The sequence below is a fragment of the Rubellimicrobium aerolatum genome, assembly GCF_017872975.1.
GTDB classification, from domain to species: Bacteria; Pseudomonadota; Alphaproteobacteria; order Rhodobacterales; family Rhodobacteraceae; genus Rubellimicrobium; species Rubellimicrobium aerolatum.
In genome coordinates this window covers 311,510-333,748 of the sequence record NZ_JAGGJP010000001.1, presented here as the reverse complement: position 1 = coordinate 333,748, position 22,239 = coordinate 311,510, and the positions used below count along the sequence as shown (strand labels likewise).

Below are 22,239 nucleotides of genomic sequence, written 5' to 3'. Positions count from 1 at the left end.
GCGCGAGCCGTCGCCCTTAATGGACACGCCCCGCCCGCCAGCGCCCTCCAGGGGGCGCCGCCTGGCCGCGCGTGCAGGATCACATGGCCAAGAAAATGCTCATCGACGCCACCCACGCCGAGGAAACTCGCGTCGTCGTGGTGGACGGCACCAAGGTCGAGGACTTCGACTTCGAATCCGCCAGCAAGCGCCAGCTCGCCGGCAACATCTACCTCGCCAAGGTCACGCGCGTAGAGCCGTCGCTCCAGGCGGCCTTCATCGATTACGGCGGCAACCGGCACGGCTTCCTCGCCTTCGCCGAGATCCATCCCGACTACTACCAGATCCCCATCGCAGACCGTCAGGCACTCCTCGCCGAGGAACGCGCCCTCGCCGAGCAGCAGGCCGACGACGAGGACGCAGCCCAGGAGGAGGGCGGCGACGAGCCCCGCTCCGAGAACGGCAACGGCAACGGCAACGGCCACCGCCGCGAGGGCCGCCGTCAGCGCGTGCGCGGCCGCGGCCGCTCGCGTCCCCTGAACCGCGAGGGCGATGCCGTCGCGACGCAGGACGCGGGCGCCGACCCCGCCGGCATGGAGACCATCGACCTCGGCGAGGAGGGCGACCAGCCCGACTCCGAGGGCCTGTCCCACATGGACACCGTGCCGGAGACGCCCGTGGACACCCCCGCCGCCGACGAGGGGGCCGAGGACGAATCCAATGGCGGTTCGGGCGTGGAGGTCGTCGAGAAGGACGACACCATCGAGACCGTGGCCGAGGAGGACGACCACCTCGACCTCCGCCCGCGCCAGAAGCCGCAGCGTGCCCGCCGCTACAAGATCCAGGAGGTCATCAAGGTCCGGCAGATCATGCTGGTCCAGGTCGTCAAGGAGGAGCGCGGCAACAAGGGCGCGGCGCTGACCACCTACCTGTCGCTGGCGGGCCGCTACTGCGTGCTGATGCCCAACACCGCGCGCGGCGGCGGCATCTCCCGCAAGATCACCAACGCCGTGGACCGCAAGAAGCTCAAGGAGATCGCGGCCGAGCTGGAGGTGCCGGACGGCGCCGGCCTCATCATCCGCACCGCCGGGAGCCAGCGAACCAAGCCCGAGATCAAGCGCGACTACGAATACCTCCAGCGCCTGTGGGAGCAGATCCGCGAGCTGACGCTGAAATCCATCGCGCCGGCCAAGATCTACGAGGAAGGCGACATCATCAAGCGGTCGATCCGCGACCTCTACTCCAAGGAGATCGACGAGGTCATCGTCGAGGGGGCCGAGGGCTACCGCAACGCCCGCGACTTCATGAAGATGATCATGCCGGCGCACGTGCAGAACGTGGTGCCCTACGGCGATCCGATGCCGCTCTTCGCCCGCTACCAGGTGGAAAGCTACCTCGCCTCCATGTTCAACCCCACGGTGCAGCTCCCCTCGGGCGGCTACATCGTGATCGGCGTCACCGAGGCGCTGGTCGCCATCGACGTGAACTCGGGCCGCGCCACCAAGGAAGGCTCCATCGAGCAGACCGCGCTCAAGACCAACCTGGAGGCCTCCGACGAGATCGCCCGCCAGTTGCGCCTGCGCGACCTCGCGGGCCTCATCGTCGTCGACTACATCGACATGGACGAGCGCAAGAACAACGCCGCCGTCGAGAAGCGCTTCAAGGACAAGCTCAAGAACGACCGCGCCCGCATCCAGGTGGGCCGCATCTCGGGCTTCGGCCTCCTGGAGATGTCGCGCCAGCGGCTCCGCCCGGGGATGCTTGAATCGACCACGCAGCCCTGCCCGCACTGCCACGGCACCGGCCACCTGCGCTCGGACGAGAGCGTGGCCCTGATGATCCTCCGCCAGATGGAGGAGGAGGGCGTGCGCGGCCGCACCAAGGAGGTGCTGCTGCGCGTGCCCGTGGGCACCGCCAACTACCTGATGAACCACAAGCGCGAGCACGTGGCCATCATCGAGCAGCGCTACGGCATGGCCGTCCGCGTTGAGGCCGACCCGCGCCTGGTCTCGCCCGACTTCGCCATCGAGAAGTTCAAGACCGCCACCCGCGCCGTCCCCGAGCCCACGGCTATCGTCATGGCCGGCCAGCCCGCGCTGATGCCCGAGGAGGAGGAGTTCATCGAGGAGGAGACCATCGAGCTTGAGGTCGAGGCGGAGGAGGAGGCCGAGGAGGCCCCCGAGGCCGAGACGACCGAGGCCGAGGCCGAAGCCGCGCCCGCCGCCAACGGCGAGGACGACCGCCCGCGCAAGAAGCGCCGCCGCCGGCGTCGCCGGCGCAATGGCGACCGGGCCGACTTCGCCGCTGGAGGCGAGGGGGCCGAAGGCGACGAGGAGGGTGACGAGGCGGACGAGGCGGACGAGTCCGAGTCTGCCGAGTCCGACTCCGCCGTCGAGGAGCCGGCCCCCGCGCCGGAGCCGGAGCCCTCTCCCGAGCCCGCCGAGGAGCCTCTGACCGCCGAGGCCGCCCCCGCGCCGGAACCCGCCCCCATGGCGGAGCCCGCGCCCAAGCGCCGGACGCGCCGCAAGGCCGTCGAGGCCGCGCCCGCCGAGGCCCCGGTTGCCGAAGAGGCCCCGGCCGAGCCCGCGCCCAAGCGTCGGACGCGTCGCAAGGCCGACGCCGCCCCCGCCGAGGCCGCGCCGCAGGCCGAGAAGCCCGCCAAGCCGGCCCGCGCCCGCCGTTCGCGCTCCGCCGCTGCGACGGCCGGCGAGGCCGAGGTGCCGCTGCCCGCCCCGGCGAACCCGGACGACGAGGTGGAGGCCGCGCTCGCGCTCGACGACGAGCCGGCGGTGGACGTGCCCGCGCCCCCCGGCGACGCGCCCGCCACGCCCGAGGCCGCGCGCGAGGAGGCCCAGCGCCTGTTCGAGCCCGCTCCCGAGGCGCAGCCCGAGTCCACGCCCGCCCCGGCCAACACCGAGGCCGAGCCCGAGCCCGACAAGCCCAAGCGGCGCGGCTGGTGGGCGCGCTGACCCGAACGCGGCAACCGGAAGCGATGAAGGGCCTCGCCGCAAGGCGAGGCCCTTTTCATGTCGCATCGAAGGTGAAGCGAGGGGGCCTCAGCCCCGATCCGGCCCCCGGCGGATGAGGTGCGCCTGCGCCCCGTCCTCGACGACTTGGCCCAGGTGCTCGTGCCCGGCCTCGGCGCAGAAGTGGGGCAGGTCGATCGCCGCCATGGCGTCGGTCGCCAGCACCCGCAGCACCTCGCCGGGCCGCATCGCCAGCAGGACCTTGCGGGCGCGCAGGACAGGCAGGGGGCAGATCAGCCCCCGCGCGTCGATCTCGCGATCGGGTGTCATGCCGACCCCCCCGGGATGTCGAAGCCAGGCGGGGCCAGCTCGAACCCCTCGAACCGGAAGCCCGGGCTGACCGTGCAGCCGACCAGCGTCCAGGCCCCCGTGCTCCGCGCCGCCTGCCACCAGCCCGCCGGTACGATCCCCTGCGGCGACTGGCCCGCCAGCACCTCGGGCCCGAGCAGGATGCCCCGCGCCGGCCCAACCTCGCTGTCGGCCAGCGACAGCACCAGCGGAGCGCCGGCGTGGAAGTGCCAGATCTCCGCCGCGTCCACCCGATGCCAGTGGCTCCGCTCGCCCTCGCGCAGCAGGAACAGGATGGCGGTCCCCGCCGGCCTCTCGCCCGGACCCGCCTCCGCCGCCCAGGTCTGCCGGTACCAGCCGCCCTCCGGGTGCGGGGCGAGCGACAGATGGGCGATGATCTCGTCGGCGGTCATGGCTCCTCCATCATGGCGCGGCGGGGAGGCCCGCGCCGCCCCGCCGCGCCACGGCGGTCAGCGCAGGATGCTGCGGCCCGCGTATTCGGCCACGTCGCCCAGCATCTCCTCGATGCGGATGAGCTGGTTGTATTTCGCCAGCCGGTCCGACCGCGACAGCGAGCCGGTCTTGATCTGCCCGCAGTTGGTGGCCACCGCCAGGTCGGCGATGGTGGCGTCCTCGGTCTCGCCCGAGCGGTGCGACAGGACCGAGGTGTAGCGCGCGCGGTGCGCCATCTCGACAGCGCGCAGCGTCTCGGTCAGGGTGCCGATCTGGTTGACCTTGACGAGCAGCGAGTTGGCGATGCCCCGCTGGATGCCGTCGCGCAGCCGGTCGGGGTTGGTCACGAACAGGTCGTCGCCCACGAGCTGCACGCGGTCGCCCAGCGCCTCGGTCAGCATCGCCCAGCCGTCCCAGTCGTCCTCGCTCATGCCGTCCTCGATGGAGAGGATCGGATAATCGGTCGCCAGCCCCTCGAGGTAGCGGACGTTCTCCTCCGAGGTCATGGAGGCGTTCTCGCCCTCCATCACGTAGCGGCCGCCCTTGAAGTATTCCGTCGCCGCGCAGTCGAGCGCCAGGAAGATGTCCTCGCCGGGGCGGTAGCCCGCGCCCTCGATGGACCGCAGGATCACGTCCAGCGCCTCGCGGGCCGACCGCAGGCCGGGCGCGAAGCCGCCCTCGTCACCGACGCCGGTCGCGAGCCCCTGATCGTGCAGCTCCTTCTTCAGCGTGTGGAACACCTCCGACCCCATGCGCACGGCCTCGCGGATGTTCTCCGCCGCGACCGGCATGATCATGAACTCCTGGATGTCGATCGGGTTGTCGGCGTGCTGGCCGCCGTTGATGATGTTCATCATCGGCACCGGCAGCACCCGCGCCGCCGGCCCGCCCACGTAGCGATACAGCGGCTGCGTCGTGAACTCCGCCGCCGCCTTGGCGACCGCGAGGCTCACGCCCAGGATCGCGTTCGCCCCGAGCCGCCCCTTGTTCGGCGTGCCGTCCAGCTCGATCATCAGGGCGTCGAGGCTCGCCTGCTCGGTCGCGTCCATGCCCATGACGGCCTCGGCGATCTCGCCATTCACCGCCGCCACGGCCTCCAGCACGCCCTTGCCCTTGTAGCGCGCCTTGTCGCCGTCGCGCCTCTCCACCGCCTCGTGCGCGCCCGTGGACGCGCCCGAGGGCACGGCGGCGCGGCCCTGCGTCCCGTCCTCCAGCGTCACGTCGACCTCGACGGTCGGGTTGCCCCGGCTGTCGAGGATCTCGCGGGCGTGGACGTCGATGATCGTGCTCATGGGGGCCTCCTGGTCTGCGCCCATCCTTGGGGCATCGGGTAACGGTCGCGTGTCCCTAGCGCGCGACGGCCGCCGGGGAAAGGGCCGCGCGGGCCCGCGCCCTCTCGCGCAGGAGGCTGTAGACCCCCGATCCCACGATCATCACGGCCCCGACCAGCGTCCAGAGGTCCGGCCGCTCGGCGAAGACGACGATCCCGATCCCCATCGCGAACAGCAGCCGCGAATAGCGGAACGGCATGATGACCGACAGCTCGCCCATCCGCGTCGACTCGGTCAGGAGCCAGTAGCCCGCCGCCCCCGCCACCGTCGCGGCGAGCAGCCACGGCCCCTCCGCCCCCACTGGCCGCACCGCGCCCCCCGTGACGACCAGTTGCAGCGCCCCCACCAGCGCCACCGCGCCAAAGCCCCAGCCGGCGAGCAGGATCGAATCCGTCGCCGGTGGCACCCGCCGCGTGAACAGGTCCCGCGCCGACAGCCCCACCACCGCGAGGAGCGCGAGCAGCGACGCCGCCTGGAACGTCTCCGTCCCCGGCCGCACGATCAGCAGGACCCCCGCGAAGCCCACGCCGATCGCCGTCCAGCGCCGCCAGCCCACCGGCTCCCGCAGGATCAGCGCCGCCGCCATTGTGGTCGCCAGCGGCGTCGCCTGGAAGATCGCCGTCGCCGTGGTCAACGGCGCCAGCGCCACCGCCAGAACGTAGCCGAAGGTCCCCAGCATCTCGCCGAGGTTCCGCCCCAGCACCATCGGATGCAGCAGCCGCCGCGACAGGAACCGCTGCCCCCGCGCCCGCGCCGCCACCGCGAAGCCCGCCATCCCCAGCAGCCCCAGCACGAGGAGGATCTGCCCCGGCGGCATCCCCCGCTGCGCCAGCAGCTTGATGAACGTGTCCTCCACGGCGAAGCCGCCCATGGCAAGGACCATGTAAAGGATGCCGCGCCCGTTCCCGCTCATCCGCGCGCCTTCCGTCCGACGGGCACGCCATACAGCTCCAGCCGGTGCCCCATCAGCCGGTAGCCCAGCCGCTCGGCGATGCGCTCCTGGAGGGCCTCGATCTCCGGGTCCACGAACTCGATCACCTCGCCGCTGTTCATGTCGATCAGGTGGTCATGGTGGTCGCGGTCGGCGGGCTCGTAGCGCGCGCGCCCGTCCCGGAACTCCAGCCGCTCCAGGATGCCCGCCTCCTCGAACAGCTTCACCGTCCGGTAGACCGTCGCGATGGACAGGCCCGGGTCGAGCCGCGCCGCCCGCGCGTGCAGCTCCTCCACGTCCGGGTGGTCGCCCGACTCCTCCAGCACGCGGGCGATCAGCCGCCGCTGCTCGGTGAGCCTCAGGCCATGCGCCTCGCAGCGCTCAAGGATCGTCGGGGCCATGCCGGGCCTTTCCGGGAAGGGGACGCAGGCCGATTAGCCCCTCGCGCATCCCGACGCCAGCCGGGACGCGCGCACCGGGCGGGTCACTCCACCCGCACCAGCGCGTGCCGCTTCCGCCCCGCCGTGAGCTTCAGCCCGCCGCGCAGCTCGTCCAGCGACAGCAGCCGCGGCTCCGTCACCACCTCGTCATTGATCCGCGCGCCGCCCTCGGCGAACAGCCGCTTCGCCTCCTTGCCCGAAGCCGCAAGCCCCGCCTGCACGAACAGCGCCGTGTTGGCGAGCCCCGCGCCTACCTGCGCCGCTGTCACGACCACCGTGGGCAGATCCTCGCCCACGCCGCCCGCCTCGAAGACCTCGCGCGCCGTCCGCTCCGCCGCCTCCGCCGCCGCGCGGCCGTGCAGCAGCGCCGTCACCTCGTTGGCCAGCACGACCTTGCCGTGGTTGATCTCCGCCCCGCCCAGGTTCCCCAGCCGGTCGCATTCCTGCACCGGCAGCTCGGTATACAGCTTCAGGAACCGCCCCACGTCCGCGTCGGTGGTGTTGCGCCAGAACTGCCAGAACTCGTAGGGGCTCAGCATATCGCCGTTCAGCCAGACCGCGCCGCCCTGCGACTTGCCCATCTTCCGCCCGTCCGAGGTGGTCAGCAGCGGCGTCGTCAACCCCCAGATCTCGGCCCCATCGACCCGCCGCGTCAGGTCGATCCCGTTGACGATGTTCCCCCACTGGTCCGACCCGCCCATCTGGAGCACGCAGCCATAGCGCCGGTTCAATTCCAGGAAGTCATAGGCCTGGAGGATCATGTAGTTGAACTCCAGGAACGACAGCGACTGCTCGCGATCGAGGCGCGACTTCACGCTCTCGAAGGACAGCATCCGGTTGACGCTGAAGTGCCGCCCGATGTCCCGCAGGAAGTCGAGGTAGTTCAACCCGTCCAGCCATTCGGCGTTGTTCAGCATCAGCGCGTCGGTCGGCCCGTCGCCATAGGCGATCAGCTTGCCGAAGACGCCCTTGAAACCCTCGATGTTGCGGTCGATCTGCCCGGTCGTCAGCAGCGGCCGCTCCTCGCTGCGGAACGACGGGTCGCCCACCTTGGTCGTCCCCCCGCCCATCAGCGTCAGCGGCTTGCCCCCGCATTTCTGCAGCCAGCGCAGCACCATGATGTTCATCAGGTGCCCGACATGGAGCGAGGCCGCGGTCGCGTCATAGCCGATGTAGGCCGGCACCACGCCCGCCGTCAGCTTGGCGTCCAGCGCCGACAGGTCGGTGCAGTCGGCGTAATAGCCACGCTCGATCAGCACGTTCAGGAAGTCGGACTTGGGCTGAAAGGTCATGGCTTGTTCCCCGCATTCGGTCGGCGCAGTCTATAGGCCCCGCGTCCCCGGAGGGAAAGATGACCGAAGCCCTCGCCGCGCCCCTTACCGCCCTCGGCGCGATGTCCGGCACCTCGCTCGACGGCGTGGACGCGGCGGTTCTGGTGACGGACGGCGAGCGGATCGCCGGTTTCGGCCCCACCGCCTACCGCCCCTACACGCCCGACGAACGCGCCACCCTCCGCGCCGCCTTGGGCCATTGGGACGGCGAGGAGGTCGAAGCCGCCGCCCGCGTCGTCGAGGCCGCGCATATCGAGATCCTGTCCCGCTTCCCCGCCGTGGACCTCGTGGGCTTCCACGGCCAGACCCTCGCCCACGACCCCGGCGGGCGGGGGACGTTGCAGGTCGGCGACGGCGCGGCGCTCGCGAAGGCCCTGAACCGCCCCGTCATCTGGGACTTCCGCTCCGAGGACGTCCGCCAGGGCGGGCAGGGCGCCCCGCTCGCCCCCTTCTTCCACTGGGCCCTCGCCCGCCGCATCGGCGCGACCGAGCCGCTCGCGGTCCTCAACCTCGGCGGCGTCGGCAACCTCACCTGGATCGACCCCCGCGCCGACTGCCCCGAGGCCCCCGGCGCGCTCCTCGCCTTCGACACCGGTCCCGCGAACGCCCCCGTGGACGACCTCCTCCACCGCCGCCGGGGCCTGCCCCGCGACGAGGACGGCCGCCTCGCCGCCGCAGGCACCGTCTCCGAGCCCCTCGTGGCCGCGTTCCTGTCCCACCCCTTCTTCGCCAGGCCCCCGCCCAAGTCGCTCGACCGCGACGCCTGGGCGCATCTGCTGGCCGCCGTCGAGTCCCTTCCCGACGCCGACGCCGCCGCCACCCTCACCGCCTGCGCGGCGGCGGCGGTGGGGCAGGGGCTCCGGCTCTGCCCCGCGCCGCCCGCCCGCCTCCTCGTGACCGGCGGCGGCCGCCGCAACCCGACCCTCATGGCGATGATCGCCGCCCGCGCCGCCTGCGACGTGGCCCCCGTGGAATCCGTCGGCCTCGACGGCGACATGCTGGAGGCGCAGGCCTTCGCCTTCCTCGCCGTCCGTGTCCGGCGCGGCCTTCCGACCTCCGCGCCCGGCACGACCGGCGTCCCCCGCCCGGTCACGGGGGGCCGCCTGAGCCGCCCCTGACCCCTGTTGCAGTCCTGCAACAGCAAGGTCGGGGAAACCCGACTTCCGTTGAAGGCCCGCCTGCCGCACATACCTCGGACGGGCCGAGGATGCCTTCCCGACGCATCCGGCCGGCCCGTCCATTTGGACAAGAAAGGTAGACTCAAATGCTTAATCGCCTGTCGCTCATTTCCGCGGCCGCCCTCCTCGCCGCGTCGCCGGCCTTCGCCGCCGGCTTCGCCCCCGCCACGACGCCCGCCGCGCCCGTGGCCCCCATCACCGTGACGGCGACCCCGCCCGCCGCCACGCCCGACTGGACCGGCTTCTACGTCGGGGGCGACCTGTCCTACGGCCAGTTCGACTCGGACGACATCGACACCGAGGCCGACGGCCACCTGACCGGCCTCCACGCCGGCTACCAGCGCGACTTCGGCCGCTTCGTCCTCGGCGCCGAGCTGGAGCATGACTGGGGCAACATCGCCATCGACGACGCCGGCCTCGCCGACGACGTGACGCTCGACCGCGTGGCCCGCGCCAAGCTCCGCGCCGGCTACGACGCCGGGCGCTTCCTGCCCTACGTCACCGGCGGCTGGGCCCACGCCACGCTGTCCTCCGACGGCTTCGACGACGACGAGGGCGTGGACGGCACCTTCTACGGCCTGGGCGTCAGCTACCAGCTCACCGACCGCTTCGACGTCGGCGCCGAGGTCCTGCGCCACGACTTCGACGAGCTCGCCGACACCGGCATCGAGACGCAGGTCACCACCATCGGCCTGCGCGGCTCCATCCGCTTCTGAGCCTCCGAAGGGCCGGCCCCGCGCCGGCCCTCACCCCAGCTCGGCCGGGAAATGCGCCCGCTGCGCCGCGATCCGGCCCGCGAGCCGCACCAGCCGCCGCAGCGCATCCTCGTAGGCCCGATCCTCCACCGTCATTGCCACCCGCACGTGCCCCGCCGACGCGAGCCCGAAGCTTTCCCCCGGCAGCACCGCGATCCGCTCCTCCTCCAGCAGCCGCAGCGCGAAGCCCTCGCCGGTCAGCCCCGTCGCCCGCACGTCGAGCAGCGCATACATCGCCCCCCGCTGCGGCGCGGCCCGCACCACGTCCTGGCCCGCCAGCACGCCTTGGGTGATCCCCCGCCGCCGCCGGAACGGCTCGGCGATCCCCGCCTCGTAGGCCGCCCCCTGCGCTAGAGCGAACACCCCCGCCTCCTGGATGAACCCCGGAATCCCGTAGTTCGACACCGTGGACAGGTCCCACAGCAGCTCCACCGCCTCCGCCGGCCCGACGATCCAGCCCAGCCGGCTTCCCGTCATCGCGTGGCTCTTGGACAAGGAGCCCACCACGAGGCAACGCTCCGCCATCCCCGGCCAGGCCCGCACCGAAAGGTGCCGCCCTTCCCAGATCTGGCTGTCGTACACCTCGTCTGAGATCACCCACAGGTCGCGCGCCACCGCGACCCGCGCGATCCCCGCCAGCGTCGCCTCGCCATACACCACCCCCGTCGGGTTGTTGGGCGAGTTCACCAGCAGCGACCGGGCCTCCGGCGCGGCCATCAGGTCCGCCTCCACCGGCTCGAACCCCGCCTCAGCCCGCGCCGGCACCGCCACCGGCACCAGCCCCGCCGCGCGGATCGTGCCCGGATAGGTCGGGTAATAGGGATCGACGTGCAGCGCCCGGTCCCCCGGATCGCCCACCAACTGATGCGCCGCATACAGCGCCGCCTGCCCGCCGGGCGTCACGATCACGTTCGCGGGCCCGGTCGCCACCCCCGTCACCCGCTCCACCCGCTCGGCCACGGCGGCCCGCAGCTCCGGGATGCCGGGGATCGACGCATACCCCGTGGCCCCCGCCCGCGCCGCCTCGCGCATGGCATCGAGGATGGCGGGATCGGTCCTCACGTCGTGCTCCCCGATGGTCAGCTCGACGACGGGAACCCCCTGCCGGATCAGGTCCTTGGCGCGGTAGAACAGGTCCCACCCGTCCGACCCCTCGCCGGTGATGGCGCGGATGCGCTTCGATGGCTTGGTCATGGCGCGGGGCATCGCTCCGCCCCCGCGCGAAGTCAACCGCTGGTCCGGTCCAGAGTGATCCGCACCCCGGCGGGCAACGACGCCCGCACCAGCCGGTAGGCCTCCACGATCCGCTCCCGCGCGGCGTGATCGTCCAGCGGCGGCAGGACGGCCCAGCCCGCCGCCTCGCGCACCTCCACGACCGCGCCCACCCGCGCGAAGGGCTCGCGCGCCAGCGCCCACAGGTCGCCCTCGGGCCCCGCGACCTTGTCGGCCCCCGGCAGCTCGGCGCAGATGAGGTTGACGGTCTCGCGGCTCATGCCCATGCACATGGGGCGCGCTGCCCCCCGATCCAGCCCGAGTCCATGGCCCGAATCCGATGGACGCCGGGGCAGGGCGCTGCTATGCCGCCCGCCATGACGACCCGTGGCATCCTCCTCTGCCTCATTCCCTGCTGACTCCACGTCACGCGGGCCGCATCGTCGCACTCCTCCGGTGAGATCGAGACAAGCCCGCGGGCCCCACCGCGAGGCGACCCATGACGACCATCCGCCTGACCAACAGCAAGACCCGCCGCAAGGAGCCGTTCGAGCCCATCGACCCGAAGGCCGTGCGGATGTATGTCTGCGGCCCCACGGTCTATGACCGCGCCCACCTCGGCAACGCCCGCCCTGTCGTCGTCTTCGACGTGCTCTTCCGTCTCCTCCGCCACGTCTACGGCGAGGCGCACGTCACCTACGTCCGCAACTTCACGGACGTGGACGACAAGATCAACGCCCGCGCCGCCGCCACCGGCCGCCCGATCCGCGACATCACCGACGAGACGATCCGCTGGTATCACGACGACATGGACGCCCTCGGCGCGCTGCGGCCCACCCACGAGCCGCGCGCGACCGAATGGATCGGCGCGATGATCGCGATGACCCAAGACCTCATCGCCAGGGGCCACGCCTATGAACGCGAAGGCCACGTCCTGTTCCGCGTCCGCTCCTACAAGGACTACGGCCAGCTCTCCGGCCGCTCCCTCGACGACATGATCGCCGGGGCCCGCGTCGAGGTCGCCCCCTTCAAGGAGGACCCGCTCGACTTCGTCCTCTGGAAGCCCTCCGACGCCGCCACCCCCGGCTGGGACTCCCCTTGGGGCCGGGGCCGCCCCGGCTGGCACATCGAATGCAGCGCCATGGCCTTCGAGCTTCTGGGCGAGAGCTTCGACATCCACGGCGGCGGCCTGGACCTCCAGTTCCCCCACCACGAGAACGAGATCGCTCAATCCCGCTGCGCCCACCCCGAGGGCGGCTTTGCCCGCTATTGGCTCCACAACGAGATGTTGCAGGTCGAGGGCAAGAAGATGTCCAAGTCCCTCGGCAACTTCTTCACCGTCCATGAACTTCGGACACAGAGGGCGGTTGCCGGCGAGATCATCCGCTTCGTTCTGCTGGGAACGCATTACCGTAAGCCGATGGATTGGACCGCTGAGAAGGCTGACACGGCGCGTTCTACTCTCTGGAGATGGCGAGAAATTGCTTCGAAAGTGGATGGTGTTTCCGAGCCTTCGAAGGAGATTGTGCAATGCTTGGCAGACGACCTGAATACGCCTGCTGCAATCGGCGAACTTCACAGATTGGCCTCGGCTGATCCGGTCGTCTTCAAGGCATCGGCTCAGTTGATGGGATTCCTGACCGACGACCTGCGAGGGTGGACACTTCCTGCCGCAGTCGGATCGGGCGGAGGAATTCTTGAACTGTCGGGATTTGGAAGCGGCACCACGTCTCAGTCTTCCTTCGATGTGATGCTCGACCGTCTCACGGTCGCGCTCACGCGCGCACGCGAGGCGGCGATGACCTCCAAGGACTTCTCCGCCGTGGACCGCCTCAAGGCCGCGCTGATCGAATCCGGCGTGGAGGTGCGGATGTCCAAGGCCGGGATCACCCTTCACCCCGGCCCCCGCGTGGACACCCGCCGCCTCGTCGCCCTCGACGCCGAGGCTGCGCCATGAGTCCCTGCGCCCCCCACGAAAAATCTTCGAACGAAGATTTTTCTATCCCGCCCACCCCAACCCCAGGGCGGGCTTCAGCCCGTTACCCCGATTCGCCCTCCGGCTCCGCGCCCCGCCACCCCCCCGTTAACCCCCACACCCCCCAACCCCTTGACCGCGCTCACCCCCGGTTAACGGCACCCCCCACCCCACGCAACGCCCGTTGCTGTCAGATCCCCTTAACCGCCACCTGCGATCTTCCTCCGCAGAAAGGAGGACCACGCCATGACCACTGAACGCCTGCATCTCTACGACACCACGCTCCGCGACGGCGCCCAGACCCAGGGCGTCCAGTTCACCACGCCGGAAAAGATCCGCATCGCGCAGGTCCTCGACGCTCTCGGCGTGGACGTGATCGAGGGCGGCTGGCCCGGCGCGAACCCCACCGACTCCGACTTCTTCGCCACGGCCCCCGCGACCCGCGCGACGATGGCCGCCTTCGGCATGACCAAGCGCTCGGGCCGCTCCGCCCAGAACGACGACGTTCTCGCCGCCGTCCTGAACGCCGGCACCCCTGCCGTGACCCTGGTGGGCAAGTCCCACGAGTTCCACGTCCGCACCGCCCTCGGCGTGCCGCTGGACGAGAACCTCGACAACATCCGCGCCAGCTTCGCCCATGTCGTCGCCAGTGGCCGCGAGGCGATCTTCGACGCCGAGCACTTCTTCGACGGCTACCGCGCCGACCCCGCCTACGCGCTGGCCTGCCTCCACGCCGCGTTCTCCGAAGGCGCGCGCTGGATCGTCCTCTGCGACACCAACGGCGGCACCCTGCCCGGGGAGGTCGCCCGCACCGTCGAGGCCGTCATCGCCTCCGGCATCCCCGGCCCCCATCTCGGCATCCACACCCACGACGACACCGGCCACGCCGTCGCCAACTCCCTCGCGGCCATCGAGGCCGGGGCCCGCCAGATCCAGGGCACCCTGAACGGGTTGGGCGAACGCTGCGGCAACGCCAACCTCGTCACCCTGATCCCGACGCTGCTCCTCAAGGAGCCCTTCGCGTCTCGCTTCCACACCGGCGTCACCGAGGACGCTCTGCGCGGCCTCCTCAAGGCCAGCCGCACCCTCGACGACATCCTGAACCGCGTCCCGGCGCGGCAGGCTCCTTACGTCGGCGGCTCCGCCTTCGCCCACAAGGCCGGCCTCCACGCCAGCGCCATCGCCAAGGACCCCACCACCTACGAGCACGTGGACCCCGCCCGCGTCGGCAACGAACGCATCATCCCCATGTCCAACCAGGCGGGCCAGTCCAACCTCCGCTCCCGCCTCCACGACGCCGGGATCGAGGTCGCGCCCGCCGACCCGCGCCTGTCGCTGATCCTCACCTCCGTCAAGGACCGCGAATCGCGCGGCTACGCCTACGACACCGCGCAGGCGAGCTTCGAGCTGCTCGCCCGTCGCGAGCTCGGCCTCCTGCCGCGCTACTTCGACGTGGACCGCTACCGCGTCATCTCCGAGCGCCGCCGCAACGCCAAGGGCCACATCGTCACCGTCTCCGAGGCCGTCGTGACCGTCCAGATCGGCGCCCGGCGCATCACCAGCTTCCACGAGAACGTGCACACCCCCGAGGAGGCCGACCAGGGCCCTGTCCACGCCCTCTCCCGCGCGCTGGCCGCCGACCTGGGCGAGCTGCAAGGCTATATCGACGACATGCGCCTGACCGACTTCGCCGTGCGGATCACCGACGGCGGCACCGAGGCCGTGACCCGCGTCGTCATCGACAGCGAGGACGGGCAGGGCCGCCAATGGACTACCGTCGGCGTCAGCGCCAACATCATCGACGCCAGCTTCGACGCCCTGATCGACGCGATCACCTGGAAGCTCGTCCGCGACCGCGCCCCGGTGCCCGCATGAGCCTCGAGGCCTGCGCCGCCCTGGTCGAACGCGGCGACCCCGACCGCTTCCGCGTCGCCATGGCCGCGCCGCCCCCCGCGCGCGAGATCCTGTTCCCGCTCTACGCCTTCAACCTCGAAATCGCCCGCGCCCCCTGGGCCACGCGGGAGCCGATGCTGGCCGAGATGCGCCTGCAATGGTGGCGCGATCAGGTCGCCGCCTGCGCCGCCGGAATGCTCCCGCCCCCGCACGAGGTCCTGACCCCCTTGGGCCAGCTCCTCCGCGAAAGCCGCCTCGACCCTGCCCCCCTCGACGCCCTCATCGAAACCCGCCGCCGCGACATCGAGGCCGAGCCTTTCCTGGCCGATGATCTGCGGACCTACCTCGAAGGCACCGCCGGCAACCTCCTCTGGGCCGGGGCCAAGGCGCTCGGCTCTCCCGAGCCCACGCGCCCCGCCGCGCTCCAGGCCGGCTTCGCCAGCGGCCTCGCCTCCTGGCTCCTCGCGCTGCCCGAACTCTCGGCCCGCAACCGAGGCCTCGCCGACGAGACCCCGGCCACCATCCGCGCCCTCGCGACCGACGCGCTGGCCGCGCTCGCCAAAGCCCGCCGCACCCGCTTCGGCCCCGGCACCCCCGCGCTCCGCGCCGCCACCCTCGCCGCTCCGGTCTTGAGGGCGGCCCGGCACGACCCCGACGCCGCCCTCCAGGGCCGCCTCGCTCCACCCGAAGGGCCGAAGCGCCTCCGCCTCCTCTGGGCCACCCTGCGCGGCGGCTGGTAGCCTCAGCGCGCCGCGCGCCGCTGGAAGGCCAGCCAGATCAGCGCCGCTCCGGCCAGCGTCAGGAACGGCACCATGGCGATGTTGACGAGCTGCCAGCCCTCGACCGCCGTCCCCCCCGCGCAGTTCATCAGCCCGCCCGAGGCGAGCGACGCCAGCGTCACGCATCCCATCACGATGGCGTCGTTCATCCCCTGCACGCGCCCCCGCTCCGAGGCCGAATGCGCCGAGGTCAGCATCGCCGTCGCCCCGATGAAGCCGAAGTTCCACCCGAGCCCCAGGAGGACCAGCGTCCCGAAGAAATGCCCCAGCTCCACCCCCGACAGCCCGACCATCCCCGCCACCGCGAGGATCACCAGCCCCGCCATCACGATCCGCTGCGCCCCGAACCGCGCGATCAGGTGTCCGGTGAAGAACGACGGCACGAACATCGCCAGCACATGGGCCGAGATCACGTCCGCCGCGTTCCCCGGCGTGAATCCGCAGCCCACGATCGCCAGCGGCGTCGAGGTCATCACGAGGTTCATCAGCGAGTAGGACACCATCGCGCAGATCACCGCCACCAGGACCGCCGGCCTCCGCAGCAGCTCGCCCCAGGACGGCCCCTTGACCGTCCGCGCCTCGCCCTTGGGCGGCGCCGGCAGATCGAGCAGCAGGAACAGCCACATCCCCGCCAGCGTCACCGCCATCGCGGCGAGGTAGGTCCCCAGGAATGGCACCGGAAACAGCCCGTTCGTCACCTTGACGATCTGCGGCCCGGTCAGCGCCGACACCAGTCCCCCCGCCATCACCCAGGAGATCGCCTTGGGCTTGAAGGCCTCCGACGCCGCGTCCGTCGCCGCGAACCGGTAGAAGCCCTGCGCCGCCATGTAGGTCCCCGTCAGGAAGCTCCCCGCCAGGAACAGCCAGAAGCTCCCCAGCGAAAGCGCCCAGGCCGCCAGCCCCGAACCCACGAGTCCCCCCGCCGCGCCGACGAAGAACCCCGCCCGCCGCCCGTGCCGCTGCATGAACCCCGATAGCCACGGCGCGGTCAGCCCAGCGCCCAGCACGATCATCGAGATCGGCAGCGTCGCGAGGCAATGCACGGGTGCAAGCATGTTCCCAGCAAGCCCCCCCACCACGAAGACCATCGTCACCTGGCTCCCCAGCACCGCCTGCGTGGCGACGAGGACGAGGACGTTGCGCCGCGCGCGGCGGTCGTCGGGAGCGGCGAGGTCGGAGGCGGGCAGGGCGGTCATGCCCCGTCCCCTAGCCCCGCCCCGGCGTCAAGTCCATCCGCCCGGTCGATCAGGTGCGCGAAGGACCCTGCGACACCTCCGCGCCGCAGCCCCATGGGCGGCAGCTCCACGCCCTCCGCGTCCCAGGCCCGGAACAGCGGCTCCCCTTCGGCCTTCAGCGTGGTCGCATAATGGAACTCGTGCGCCGCCCAGCACCCCGGAAACGGTCCGCCCAGCGCCTCGACGCGCCGATAGCCCAGATGCAGCCGCCGCTTGGCGAACGAAGTCTCCAATCCCAGCAGTCCCGCCATCCGATGCGCCCGCCCCTCGGCATCGACCAGCGCCTCGCCCAGCACCATATAGCCGCCACATTCTCCATAGATGTCCATGCGTTCCGCTGCGCTCCTCAGAGACGTCATGAACCGATCCGCCCCCGCGAGCCGCCCCGCATGAAGCTCCGGGTAGCCTCCGGGCAGGATGCCCAGATCCGCCTCCGGCACCTCCTCATCCGCCAGCGGCGAGAATACCGCGATCTCCGCTCCCGCCGCCCGCCAGTCGGCCAGCAGATGCGGATAGGCGAAGGCGAACGCCGCATCCCGCGCCAGCGCGATCCTCTGCGCCGGCGGTGGAACGAGCGGCCCCGTCCCGCCCAGCCCCTCCATGGCCAGTATCTGAATCCCATCCAGATCAACGTGCTGCTCGACGAAGCTCGCAACCCGGTCGAGGAACGCCCCCAAGTCCGGCCGCTCCTCCGCCTGCACCAGCCCCAGGTGCCGCGACGGATGCGCCAGCTCCGCCTCGCGCGGCAGCGCCCCCAGCACCGGCAGCCCCACGGCTCCGACCGCCCGCTCCAGCATCCGGCGGTGCCGCTCCGACCCCACCCGGTTCAGGATCACTCCCGCGACCCGAACGCCCGGATCATGGCGCGCGAAGCCCGCCACCAGCGGCCCCACCGACTGCCCCATGCGCCCCGCGTCCACCACCAGCACCACCGGCAGCCCGAGCACCCGCGCGACCTCCGCCGTGGACCCGCGCCCCTCCGGCGGCGCCCCGTCGAAGAGCCCCATGGCCCCCTCGACCACCAGCAGCCCGTCGCCCGAGGCCAGCGCCCGCAGCCGCCCCGCGCCCATCGCCCAGGCGTCGAGGTTCACGCAAGGCACCCCGCAGGCCGCCTCATGGAATCGCGGGTCGATGTAGTCCGGCCCCGACTTCGCCCCCCGCACCGCGACCCCGCGCCGCCGCAGCGCCCGCAGCAGCCCCAGCACCACGGTCGTCTTCCCCGACCCCGAGGCCGGCGCGGCGACGACGAGCCCCCTCACGCGCTGTCCGGCCGCGCCCGCGTCCCCAGGGGATCGGCGTCGCGACCTCCTTCGCGCCAGTCGAGCACCTGCCGCAGCAGCACGTTGCGCCCGATGCAGAGGATCGCCGGCGGCTCCACGCGCGCCGCATCCTCGGGCAGCCGCGCCAGCACCGTCTCCAGCACCCTTTGCCGGGGGGTCGTCGCGTCCGTGACGATGGCCACCGGCTCCGAGCCTTCGCGCCCCGCCGCCATCAGCTCCGCCGCGATCCGGGCCGCGTGCTTCAGCCCCATGTAGACCACGATCACCTCCGAAGCCCTTGCGATCGCCTGCCAGTCCAGCGACGACGGTGCCTGCCCCGTCTGGTCGTGCCCCGTCACGAAGGTCACCGACTGGTTCACGTCCCGATGCGTGACCGGGATGCCCGCATAGGCCAGCCCGCCGATGCCCGCAGAGATCCCCGGCACCACCCGGATCGGCACGCCATGGGCCACCAGCGTCTGCCCTTCCTCGCCGCCCCGCCCGAAGACGAAGGGATCGCCCCCCTTCAGCCGCAGCACGCGCCGCCCCTCGCGCGCCAGCTCCACCAGCCGCAGCGAGATGTCCCGCTGCAAGGGCGACGGCTTGCCCCCGCGCTTGCCGGCATGGACCCGCTCCGCCCCCGGCGCCCAGTCGAGGATCGCCGGCTCCACCAGCGCGTCGTAGACCACGACATCCGCCTGCCGCAGCGCGTTCAGCGCATGAAGCGTGAGCAGCCCCGGATCGCCCGGCCCGGCCCCCACGAGCCACACCCATCCGGGCAGGAAACGGGGCCAGTCAAAGGAAGGAAGCTCAACCATGACGCCCTCATAATCCCGTCGCCCCCGCCCGAAAAGCCGGAACCCGACCCCTCCGCCCTCGCGCGCGACCCCCGACGCGCCCATCCCTGGCCCATCAACTTGGCTCAAATACGCAAGCGACCGTTCCGCCCGCGCCGCCGCTCCCCTTGCGGGCGCCCCCGCCGGCCCCCATCATCGTCCCCGTGACCGATCCCGTTCCCCCCGACAGGCCCCTCCGCCGGGGCTGGACCACCGGCGCCTGCGCGACGGCGGCGACGCGGGCCGCCCTCCTGCGCCTCTGGGGGGGGGCCTTCCCCGAGACCGTCACCATCACCCTCCCGCGCGGCGAGACGCCCACCTTCCCGCTCGCCCATCGCGCGGCGGGCGAGGGCTGGGCCGAGGCCGGCATCGTCAAGGACGCCGGCGACGACCCCGACGTGACCCACGGCGCGCTGATCCTCGCCCGCGTCGCGCCCTCGTTGGGCGGCGTCACCTTCCACGCGGGCGAGGGCGTCGGCACCGTCACCCGCCCCGGCCTCCCCATCCCGCCCGGCGAGCCCGCCATCAACCCCGTCCCCCGCGCCCTCATGGACGAGCAGGTCGCGAGCCTCGCCTCCGACTTCGGCCGCGCGCCCGACATCGCCATCACCCTCTCCGTTCCCGGCGGCGAGGAGATCGCGAAGAAGACCTGGAACCCCCGCCTCGGCATCGAGGGGGGCCTGTCCATCCTCGGCACCACCGGCATCGTCCGCCCCTTCTCCTGCGCCGCCTGGATCGCCTCCATCCACCGCGGCATCGACGTGGCCCGCGCGAGCGGCCTCCCCCATGTCGCCGGCTGCACGGGGTCCACCAGCGAATCCGCCGTCCGCGCCCTCCACCACCTCCCCGAGGTCGCCATGATCGACATGGGCGACTTTGCCGGGGGGATGCTGAAATACCTCCGCCGCCACCCGGTCCCGCGTGTCACCCTCGGCGGCGGCCTCGGCAAGATCGCCAAGTTCGCCCAAGGCGCGATAGACCTCCACTCGGGCCGGTCCCAGCTCGACATGGCGGCCCTCGCCGCCCTCGCCGGCGACCCCCGCGTGGCCGAGGCCCCGACCGCCCTCTCCGCCCTGACCCTCGCCGGCCCGCCGCTCGCCGAGGCGGTGGCGCGCGAGGCCAAGACCCGCCTCGATGCCATGCTCGCCGGCACCGGCACCCTGTCCGATGTGGTCGTCATCGACCGCGCCGGGACCATCGTCGGCCGGGCCGGCCCGTGATCCTCCTCCTCGCCGGCACCTCCGACGCCCGCCGCCTCGCCCAGCGCCTCGCCGCCGAGCGCATCCCCGCCCTCGCGTCCCTCGCTGGCGCGACGCGGGAGCCCGCGCCCCTCCCGCTCCCCACCCGCCACGGCGGCTTCGGCGGCCCGGAGGCCTTCGCGACCTACCTCGACCGCGAGACCATCACCGCCGTCATCGACGCCACCCACCCCTTCGCCGCCCGCATCAGCGCCCGCACCCACGCCATCTGCGCGGCGAAGGGCCTGCCTCACCTCCGCCTCGAACGCCCCGGCTGGCCGCCCGAGCCCGGCTGGACCACCGTCACCGATGAATCCGAGGCCATCCGCCTCATCCCCGCCACCGCCACCGTCTTCCTCGCCACCGGCCGCCAGAGCCTCCCTGCCTGGACCGGCCTGCGCGCCCGAAAGGTCCACCTCCGCAGCATCGACCCGCCCGAAGGCCCGTTCCCCTTCCCCGGCGGCCCCATCCTCGCCCGCCCGCCCTTCGACCGCGCCGCCGAGACGGCGCTGTTCCGCGACCTCGGCGTCACCCACCTCGTCGCCAAGGACTCCGGCGCCGCCGACGCCCGCCCCAAGCTCGACGCCGCCCGCGACCTCGGCCTCGCCGTGCTGATCCTTCGCCGCCCGCCCGCGCCGCCCGGCCTCGTCCCCGTCTTCACCGTCGAGGAGGCCCTCGCCTGGGCCAAGGTGTTGCCATTTCGTTCCTCCGGCCCTACCTCCGGCCCATGAGGATCATCCATTCCGACGCCTGCGTCGCCGAAGGGGCCGCCTGGCTCGGCGCGCGCGAGCCGCGCTTCGCCACGGCCTACGCCCTCGCCGCGCCGCTCCCGCTCCGTCGCACCCCGGACGGCTTCGACCGCCTGTTCTCGGCCATCGTCAGCCAGCAGGTCTCCACCGCCGCCGCCGCCGCCATCTGGAACCGGCTCGAAGGGCAGGGGCTCACCACCCCCGAATCCGTCCTCGCGGCCCCCGACGACCTCCTCCGCGCGCAGGGCCTCTCCCGCCAGAAGGTCCGCTACGCCAAGGCCCTCGCCGCCGAAGGCATCGACTACGACTCCCTACGCGCCCTTCCCACCGAGGAGGTCATCGCCCGCCTAATCCACGTCCCCGGCATCGGCCGCTGGACCGCCGAGATGTATGCGATGTTCGCCCTCGGCCACGCCGACGTCTTCGCCCCCGCCGACCTCGCCCTTCAGGAGGGCGTGCGCCTCCTCTTCGACCTCCCCGACCGCCCGCGCGAGCGCGCCCTCAAGGACATGGCCGAGGCCTGGTCCCCCTGGCGGGCCGTCGCCGCCCGCATCCTCTGGGGCTACTACCACGTCGTGAAGCAACGCGAGGGGGTGCGCTGACCGGCCCCTCGCGCTATCTCGCCCGCGAACCAGCAAGGGGGACGACATGGCCAAGGGCACGCGCAGGCTCCGCGCCGAACGGGTGGAGCCGCTCTCGGGCGAGACGCGCTCGGCGCTGATCCTGCTTCACGGCTACGGCGCCAACGGCCGGGACCTCATCGGCCTCGCCGAGCCCCTGGGCGAGCATCTGCCCGACACGCTGTTCCTGTCGCCCGACGCCCCCGAATCCTGCGAGGGCGCCCCCATGGGCCTGCAATGGTTCCCGATCCCCTGGATCGACGGCTCCTCCGAGGAGATGGCCCGCAACGGCCTCCTCGCCGCCGCCGCCGACCTCCAGGCCTTCCTCGACGGCGTCATGGTGGACGAGGACCTGCTGCCCGAGCAGGTGGCCCTCCTCGGCTTCTCGCAAGGGTCCATGATGGCCCTCCACGCCGCCCCCCGCCGCGAGGAGCCCGTCGCCGCCATCGTCGCCTTCTCCGGCCGCCTCCTCGAACCCGAGCTGCTGGCCGACGAGGCCCAGTCCCGCCCGCCCGTCCTCCTCATCCACGGCGACCGCGACGACGTGGTGCCGGTCCAGGCGCTCCCCGAAGCCGCCCGCGCCCTCGAATCCGCCGGCTGGACCGAGGTCTACGCCCACGTCATGAAGGGCACCCCCCACGGAATCGCCCCCGACGGCCTGTCCGTGGCGCTCGCCTTCCTGCGGGAACGGCTCGGCGTGGCCTGACCGTCACGCTTCCGTCACGTCGCCG

Annotated in this window: 21 protein-coding genes; 10 read left to right on the top strand and 11 right to left on the bottom strand. The window is 72.3% G+C overall.

What is annotated here, in order from left to right:
• The first annotated feature begins 83 nt into the window (after positions 1-83).
• On the top strand, positions 84-2,948 hold the full coding sequence (locus tag J2Z33_RS01605; protein WP_209837186.1) for an Rne/Rng family ribonuclease: 2,865 nt from the start codon (positions 84-86) through the stop codon (positions 2,946-2,948).
• An 87-nt stretch (positions 2,949-3,035) separates the two neighbouring features.
• On the opposite strand, the gene J2Z33_RS01600 is transcribed toward J2Z33_RS01605, so the two are convergent.
• The 6 genes from J2Z33_RS01600 to tyrS all read right to left on the bottom strand — a co-directional run bounded on the left by J2Z33_RS01600 (position 3,036) and on the right by tyrS (position 7,740).
• Positions 3,036-3,275, bottom strand: coding sequence for a sulfurtransferase TusA family protein (locus J2Z33_RS01600; RefSeq protein ID WP_209837184.1), 240 nt, complete (start codon positions 3,273-3,275; stop codon positions 3,036-3,038).
• Positions 3,272-3,706 (bottom strand): cupin domain-containing protein, encoded by a 435-nt coding sequence (locus tag J2Z33_RS01595; RefSeq protein WP_209837182.1) that lies wholly within the window; start codon positions 3,704-3,706, stop codon positions 3,272-3,274. Before J2Z33_RS01595 ends, J2Z33_RS01600 begins: the two co-directional genes overlap by 4 nt.
• A 57-nt stretch (positions 3,707-3,763) precedes the next feature.
• A complete protein-coding gene (gene eno / locus J2Z33_RS01590) occupies positions 3,764-5,038 on the bottom strand; it encodes a phosphopyruvate hydratase (protein WP_209837180.1) in 1,275 nt (424 codons plus the stop codon).
• 55 nt (positions 5,039-5,093) lie between these two features.
• Positions 5,094-5,990: a DMT family transporter gene (locus tag J2Z33_RS01585; RefSeq protein WP_209837178.1), complete on the bottom strand. Its 897-nt coding sequence runs from the start codon at positions 5,988-5,990 to the stop codon at positions 5,094-5,096.
• Positions 5,987-6,409 carry a Fur family transcriptional regulator gene (locus J2Z33_RS01580; RefSeq protein ID WP_209837176.1) on the bottom strand — a complete coding sequence of 141 codons (423 nt, stop codon included), beginning with the start codon at positions 6,407-6,409 and terminating at the stop codon, positions 5,987-5,989. Before J2Z33_RS01580 ends, J2Z33_RS01585 begins: the two co-directional genes overlap by 4 nt.
• A gap of 83 nt (positions 6,410-6,492) precedes the next feature.
• Positions 6,493-7,740, bottom strand: a complete 1,248-nt coding sequence (gene tyrS, locus J2Z33_RS01575; RefSeq protein ID WP_209837174.1) for a tyrosine--tRNA ligase — start codon at positions 7,738-7,740, stop codon at positions 6,493-6,495.
• A gap of 59 nt (positions 7,741-7,799) precedes the next feature.
• Here tyrS and J2Z33_RS01570 point away from each other — a divergent pair, with 59 nt between their 5' ends.
• Positions 7,800-8,897, top strand: a complete 1,098-nt coding sequence (locus tag J2Z33_RS01570) for an anhydro-N-acetylmuramic acid kinase (protein WP_209837171.1) — start codon at positions 7,800-7,802, stop codon at positions 8,895-8,897.
• A gap of 146 nt (positions 8,898-9,043) precedes the next feature.
• Positions 9,044-9,673 (top strand): outer membrane protein, encoded by a 630-nt coding sequence (locus J2Z33_RS01565; protein WP_209837169.1) that lies wholly within the window; start codon positions 9,044-9,046, stop codon positions 9,671-9,673.
• 30 nt (positions 9,674-9,703) lie between these two features.
• Here the strand turns inward: J2Z33_RS01565 and J2Z33_RS01560 are convergent, their stop codons facing one another.
• Positions 9,704-10,906, bottom strand: coding sequence for a pyridoxal phosphate-dependent aminotransferase (locus J2Z33_RS01560; protein ID WP_209837167.1), 1,203 nt, complete (start codon positions 10,904-10,906; stop codon positions 9,704-9,706).
• Between the two features lie 32 nt (positions 10,907-10,938).
• Positions 10,939-11,205 carry a hypothetical protein gene (locus tag J2Z33_RS01555; protein WP_245218389.1) on the bottom strand — a complete coding sequence of 89 codons (267 nt, stop codon included), beginning with the start codon at positions 11,203-11,205 and terminating at the stop codon, positions 10,939-10,941.
• Positions 11,206-11,423: 218 nt separating this feature from the next.
• Here J2Z33_RS01555 and cysS point away from each other — a divergent pair, with 218 nt between their 5' ends.
• The 3 genes from cysS (at position 11,424) to J2Z33_RS01540 (ending at position 15,532) form a co-directional block, all read left to right on the top strand.
• Positions 11,424-12,881 carry a cysteine--tRNA ligase gene (gene cysS, locus J2Z33_RS01550; protein WP_209837163.1) on the top strand — a complete coding sequence of 486 codons (1,458 nt, stop codon included), beginning with the start codon at positions 11,424-11,426 and terminating at the stop codon, positions 12,879-12,881.
• Between the two features lie 264 nt (positions 12,882-13,145).
• A complete protein-coding gene (cimA, locus tag J2Z33_RS01545) occupies positions 13,146-14,774 on the top strand; it encodes a citramalate synthase (protein ID WP_209837161.1) in 1,629 nt (542 codons plus the stop codon).
• Positions 14,771-15,532, top strand: a complete 762-nt coding sequence (locus J2Z33_RS01540) for a squalene/phytoene synthase family protein (RefSeq protein ID WP_209837159.1) — start codon at positions 14,771-14,773, stop codon at positions 15,530-15,532. The genes cimA and J2Z33_RS01540 overlap by 4 nt, the downstream gene beginning before the upstream one ends.
• Before the next feature lie 2 nt (positions 15,533-15,534).
• On the opposite strand, the gene J2Z33_RS01535 is transcribed toward J2Z33_RS01540, so the two are convergent.
• From J2Z33_RS01535 to cobA, 3 genes are read right to left on the bottom strand one after another with little or no spacing between them, the layout of a single operon-like run.
• Complete coding sequence (locus J2Z33_RS01535; protein ID WP_209837157.1) at positions 15,535-16,767, bottom strand: MFS transporter; 1,233 nt, start codon at positions 16,765-16,767, stop codon at positions 15,535-15,537.
• Positions 16,764-18,065, bottom strand: coding sequence for a cobyrinic acid a,c-diamide synthase CobB (locus J2Z33_RS01530; RefSeq protein ID WP_209837155.1), 1,302 nt, complete (start codon positions 18,063-18,065; stop codon positions 16,764-16,766). Before J2Z33_RS01530 ends, J2Z33_RS01535 begins: the two co-directional genes overlap by 4 nt.
• The gene (gene cobA, locus J2Z33_RS01525) at positions 18,062-18,883 is read right to left on the bottom strand and encodes a uroporphyrinogen-III C-methyltransferase (RefSeq protein WP_209837152.1); all 822 of its coding nucleotides are present in this window, start codon (positions 18,881-18,883) and stop codon (positions 18,062-18,064) included. The genes J2Z33_RS01530 and cobA overlap by 4 nt, the downstream gene beginning before the upstream one ends.
• A gap of 182 nt (positions 18,884-19,065) precedes the next feature.
• Between cobA and J2Z33_RS01520 the strand changes: the two genes are divergently transcribed.
• The 4 genes from J2Z33_RS01520 to J2Z33_RS01505 are packed head-to-tail and all read left to right on the top strand — an operon-like array spanning position 19,066 to position 22,214.
• A complete protein-coding gene (locus J2Z33_RS01520) occupies positions 19,066-20,121 on the top strand; it encodes a cobalt-precorrin-5B (C(1))-methyltransferase (RefSeq protein ID WP_209837150.1) in 1,056 nt (351 codons plus the stop codon).
• Entirely contained in the window at positions 20,118-20,870 is a 753-nt protein-coding gene (locus J2Z33_RS01515; protein WP_209837148.1) for a cobalt-precorrin-6A reductase, read from the top strand. Before J2Z33_RS01520 ends, J2Z33_RS01515 begins: the two co-directional genes overlap by 4 nt.
• The gene (locus tag J2Z33_RS01510; protein WP_209837146.1) at positions 20,867-21,490 is read left to right on the top strand and encodes a DNA-3-methyladenine glycosylase family protein; all 624 of its coding nucleotides are present in this window, start codon (positions 20,867-20,869) and stop codon (positions 21,488-21,490) included. The genes J2Z33_RS01515 and J2Z33_RS01510 overlap by 4 nt, the downstream gene beginning before the upstream one ends.
• Before the next feature lie 46 nt (positions 21,491-21,536).
• Positions 21,537-22,214 (top strand): alpha/beta hydrolase, encoded by a 678-nt coding sequence (locus J2Z33_RS01505; RefSeq protein WP_209837144.1) that lies wholly within the window; start codon positions 21,537-21,539, stop codon positions 22,212-22,214.
• Positions 22,215-22,239: the final 25 nt, after the last annotated feature.

Excerpts from the sequence above, each read along its gene's own strand:
- J2Z33_RS01605 (WP_209837186.1), top strand. The coding sequence starts at position 84 with ATGGCCAAGAAAATGCTCATCGACGCCACCCACGCCGAGGAAACTCGC.
- J2Z33_RS01600 (WP_209837184.1), bottom strand. The coding sequence starts at position 3,275 with ATGACACCCGATCGCGAGATCGACGCGCGGGGGCTGATCTGCCCCCTG.
- J2Z33_RS01595 (WP_209837182.1), bottom strand. The coding sequence starts at position 3,706 with ATGACCGCCGACGAGATCATCGCCCATCTGTCGCTCGCCCCGCACCCG.
- eno (WP_209837180.1), bottom strand. The coding sequence starts at position 5,038 with ATGAGCACGATCATCGACGTCCACGCCCGCGAGATCCTCGACAGCCGG.
- J2Z33_RS01585 (WP_209837178.1), bottom strand. The coding sequence starts at position 5,990 with ATGAGCGGGAACGGGCGCGGCATCCTTTACATGGTCCTTGCCATGGGC.
- J2Z33_RS01580 (WP_209837176.1), bottom strand. The coding sequence starts at position 6,409 with ATGGCCCCGACGATCCTTGAGCGCTGCGAGGCGCATGGCCTGAGGCTC.
- tyrS (WP_209837174.1), bottom strand. The coding sequence starts at position 7,740 with ATGACCTTTCAGCCCAAGTCCGACTTCCTGAACGTGCTGATCGAGCGT.
- J2Z33_RS01570 (WP_209837171.1), top strand. The coding sequence starts at position 7,800 with ATGACCGAAGCCCTCGCCGCGCCCCTTACCGCCCTCGGCGCGATGTCC.
- J2Z33_RS01565 (WP_209837169.1), top strand. The coding sequence starts at position 9,044 with ATGCTTAATCGCCTGTCGCTCATTTCCGCGGCCGCCCTCCTCGCCGCG.
- J2Z33_RS01560 (WP_209837167.1), bottom strand. The coding sequence starts at position 10,906 with ATGACCAAGCCATCGAAGCGCATCCGCGCCATCACCGGCGAGGGGTCG.
- J2Z33_RS01555 (WP_245218389.1), bottom strand. The coding sequence starts at position 11,205 with ATGAGCCGCGAGACCGTCAACCTCATCTGCGCCGAGCTGCCGGGGGCC.
- cysS (WP_209837163.1), top strand. The coding sequence starts at position 11,424 with ATGACGACCATCCGCCTGACCAACAGCAAGACCCGCCGCAAGGAGCCG.
- cimA (WP_209837161.1), top strand. The coding sequence starts at position 13,146 with ATGACCACTGAACGCCTGCATCTCTACGACACCACGCTCCGCGACGGC.
- J2Z33_RS01540 (WP_209837159.1), top strand. The coding sequence starts at position 14,771 with ATGAGCCTCGAGGCCTGCGCCGCCCTGGTCGAACGCGGCGACCCCGAC.
- J2Z33_RS01535 (WP_209837157.1), bottom strand. The coding sequence starts at position 16,767 with ATGACCGCCCTGCCCGCCTCCGACCTCGCCGCTCCCGACGACCGCCGC.
- cobA (WP_209837152.1), bottom strand. The coding sequence starts at position 18,883 with ATGGTTGAGCTTCCTTCCTTTGACTGGCCCCGTTTCCTGCCCGGATGG.
- J2Z33_RS01510 (WP_209837146.1), top strand. The coding sequence starts at position 20,867 with ATGAGGATCATCCATTCCGACGCCTGCGTCGCCGAAGGGGCCGCCTGG.
- J2Z33_RS01505 (WP_209837144.1), top strand. The coding sequence starts at position 21,537 with ATGGCCAAGGGCACGCGCAGGCTCCGCGCCGAACGGGTGGAGCCGCTC.